Genomic DNA, 3562 nt, shown 5'->3' on the forward strand with positions numbered 1-3562 from the left:
CCAGGGTCTGCCCGGCGGAACGCAGCTCGCCGAAGATCCTCAGAACGTCGAGGGTGGCGGCGGTGTCGAGGTTGCCGGTGGGCTCGTCGGCCAGCACCACCAGCGGGTCGTTGACCAGCGCGCGGGCGACGGCGACGCGCTGGCGCTGGCCGCCGGACAGTTGCGAGGGCAGGTGCCGGGCGCGGGCGGCGAGCCCGACCCGGTCCAGCAGCGCGTGGGCTCGCCGCCTGGCCTGGCGGCGCGAGCGGCCGGCCAGCAGCGCGGGCAGCTCGACGTTCTCGGCCGCCGACAGCTCCTCCACCAGGTGGAACGCCTGGAAGACGAACCCGACCGACCGGCGTCGCAGGCGGGCCAGGGCCCGCTCGCTCAGCGTGTCGACGCGCCGGCCGGCCAGCCACACCTCTCCGCCGGTGGGCCGTTCCAGGCCGCCGAGCAGGTGGAGCAGGGTGGACTTCCCGCAGCCGCTCGGGCCGGTCACCGCCAGCGTCTGCCCCTGGGGGATCTCCAGGTCGACCTCGTCCACCGCGCGGACCCGGCTCTGCCCCTGGCCGTGCGTCTTCACCAGGCCGCGGGCCTGTAACACGTTCATGCGCCCTCGTCTTCGTCTTCGGCCCCGGACCAGGTGCGCTCGCAGGCGTCCAGCCAGCGCAGGTCGGCCCGCAACCGCAGCACGACCCCTTCCAGCAGCAGGCCGGCGGGTGATCCGGGCGGTTCGTCCAGCGCCGCCCGCTGGACCTCGCGCAGGCGGCGCAGCAGCTCGCGGCGCTGCGCCGCGATCAGCTCGACCGGGTCGGCCAGCCGGGCCGCGGCCGCGGCGGCGAGTTTGAGATGGAACTCGGCCAGGTCCGGTTTCGGCCAGCCGACCTCGGCGAGCCAGGCGGCCACCCGGCGCTGGCCGTCGGGGGTCAGCGCGTAGACCTTGCGGTCGGGCCGCTCGGGGAGGCCGTCGGCCCGTTCGCAGGCGACGAGCCCGGCCTTCTCCAGCCTGGCCAGGGTCACGTAGATCTGGCCGGGGTTCATCGACTCGCCCAGCGGGCCGAGGCTGTGCCGCAGGCGGGCGCGCAGGTCGTAGCCGTGCGACGGCTCCTTGGCGAGCATCGCCAGCACCGCGTCCTGCACGGCCTCACCCCCTAACGGTTAGCCAATAGATAGCGGTTAGCCGTAGGAGGTGTCAAAACCTACTGGGACGGGCGCGGCCTGATCATCCACAGGCCCAGGCCGTACATCGCCAGGCCGAGCAGGATGAACCCGGCGGCGACCGGATAGCGCAGCCCGGCCGGCATGTACGTGGCCAGGAACCAGGAGTGGCGCAGCATGTCGTTGGAGACGAAGACGGCCGCGAGGATGCCCTGCGGCACCAGCGGGATCGCGCCGAGGCCGAAGCACCACCAGGTGACCATGCGCTGCGTCGTGGACAGCCGGTCGAAGCGGGAGGCCACGGCGGGCCGCTGCCTGCGGCCGGTGCGCATCAGGTCCAGCAGCTCGGGGCCCTGCGCGCGCAGGCGGCGTTCGGCGAGCAGGCCGAGGCCCCAGACGCACAACGCCCCCGTCAGGACGCCGACGGCGACCCCGGCCCAGCCGTACCGGAGGGCGACCAGCGCCGCGGGCAGCCCGGTGAGAGCCACCAGGGCGAGGGTCAGGTAGGCCAGCCCGGTCAGGCCGCCGTCGTCCTCGCTGGTGCGCAGCGGGTTGCCGGCGCGGCGGTGCGGGTCGGTGCCGGGCACCAGCCCGTACACCGAGATCAGCGGCACCAGCCCGGCCGCGCCGCCCAGCAGGGCCGCCAGCAGCGCCAGGACCAGCGGCCACGGACCGCCGGTGATCGCGGTGAACGCCACGGTCAGCACGGCCGCCACCGGCGTCTGCGCCGTCAGCCACGCCAGTTGCCGGCCGCGCACGTCGCTAGCGCCGGGGGTCATCAGGGTCAGCCAGAGCGCGGTGCCGTCGGCGCCGTACTGGTTGGCGGCCATGGCCGCGGCCATCACGACGAAGATCGGGCCCGCGTAGGGCAGCATGCCGTTCCAGCCGACGACCAGCGGGGCGGCCGCGAAGCAGACGGCGTACGACAGCGCGAACGTGAGCTGGTGGTTGCGCACCAGATCACGTGACCAGGTGCGCAGCTCCTTGGCGACGATCGCCCGGTTGGCGGTGGCGGCCGTCATCGGACGCCGGGTGCGCCCGGACCGCTGCGTCGCCCCCGCGCGCCGCCCCAGCAGCACCGCCCACGCGCCGAGCAGCAGCACGGCCAGGAGCGCCAGGGCGGGCAGCGCCCACCACTCGCCCTGGACGGCCAGCAGCCCCCACCCGGAGGGCAGATACCGGACGAACGACGGCATGCCGGTCTGGCCGAAGGCCACGAAGAAGATCCAGATCTGGCCGAGCGCCGCCAGGATCGCGCCGTTGAGCACGCCGGAGGCGATCGCGCCCGCCCGGGACCGCAGCGCCTGCCCGACCAGCGCCACCGCGAGCTTCGACAGCAGCACGAACACGGCCAGCTGCAAGACCATGGCGGGCACGGCCACCAGGGCGTTGACCGGCCCGAGCCGCGCGCCCGCGATCGGCAGGCCGAGCAGCGCGGTCAGGCTGACCAGCGGCGCGACGCCGACGAAGGCCGCCACCAGCAGCCCGGACGCCAGGCGGCGCGGCGGCAGGCCGAGCATCGTGAAGTACTCCGGCCGCAATGTCTCGTCGCCGCCGCCCATGAAGACGGGGCCGAGCATCCAGCCCAGCAGCCACACCGCGTAGGCGGCGGCCAGCAGCTCGGGGTCGGCGACGGCCAGGTAGATCGTCCCGGCGGCGAGCAGCGCGCCCAGCGCGGCGCCCGTGCCCGCGGTCTGGGCCCGGGTGCCCCGGAAGGCGTGGCGCAGGAGCGCGACCTTCATCCGGGCCATGGTGGCCAGGGTGTTCGGCGGGGTCAGTGTGACAGCCACGACAGCTCCTTCACGCCGGTGTCGTCGTTGCCGACGAGGGCGACGAAGGTGTCCTCCAGCGAGCGGCCGCCGCGCACCTCGTCGAGGGTGCCGGCCGCGGCCACCGTGCCCCTGTCGATCACCGCGACCCGGTCGCAGAGCTGCTCCACCAGGGCCATGACGTGGCTGGAGAGCACGATCGAGCCGCCGTTCGCGACGAACCCGCGCAGGATCCGCTTGATCGTGGCGGCCGAGACCGGATCGACCGCCTCGAACGGCTCGTCCAGCACCAGCAGCCGGGGCGCGTGCAGCAGCGCGGTGGCCAGCCCGATCTTCTTGCGCATGCCGGTGGAGTACTCGATGACCAGCGTGGTGCCGGCGCCGTCCAGTTCCAGCACGGCCAGCAGTTCGTCGGCGCGCCGGGCCACCTCGTCCTTGGGCAGGCCGCGCAGCAGGCCGAGGTAGGTGAGCACTTCGCGGCCGGTCAGCCGCTCGGGCATGGCCATGCCGTCGGGCAGCACCCCGACCAGGGCCTTGGCCTGCTCGGGAGCCGACCAGACGTCCTGGCCGAAGATCGCGGCGCCGCCCGCGTCGGGGCGCAGCAGGCCGACGGCCATGGACAGGGTGGTGGTCTTGCCGGCGCCGTTCTGGCCGAC

The 3562-nt window shown here is 74.5% G+C and carries 4 protein-coding genes; all 4 read right to left on the bottom strand.

All coding sequences use genetic code 11. From position 1 onward, the window contains the following. Positions 1-589: ABC transporter ATP-binding protein (locus ACWCSD_RS49850; protein WP_449926411.1), on the bottom strand; the 589-nt coding region annotated here is incomplete at its 3' end. Then, positions 586-1119, bottom strand: coding sequence for a PadR family transcriptional regulator (locus ACWCSD_RS49855; RefSeq protein WP_449926414.1), 534 nt, complete (start codon positions 1117-1119; stop codon positions 586-588). The genes ACWCSD_RS49850 and ACWCSD_RS49855, both read right to left, overlap by 4 nt. A 59-nt stretch (positions 1120-1178) precedes the next feature. Next, positions 1179-2927 carry a hypothetical protein gene (locus ACWCSD_RS49860; protein WP_449926417.1) on the bottom strand — a complete coding sequence of 583 codons (1749 nt, stop codon included), beginning with the start codon at positions 2925-2927 and terminating at the stop codon, positions 1179-1181. Continuing rightward, positions 2912-3562, bottom strand: a 651-nt coding sequence (locus ACWCSD_RS49865; RefSeq protein WP_449926420.1) for an ABC transporter ATP-binding protein, incomplete at its 5' end; no start/stop codon positions are given. The genes ACWCSD_RS49865 and ACWCSD_RS49860, both read right to left, overlap by 16 nt.

It is taken from the genome of Nonomuraea sp. NPDC001684 (genome assembly GCF_053596515.1).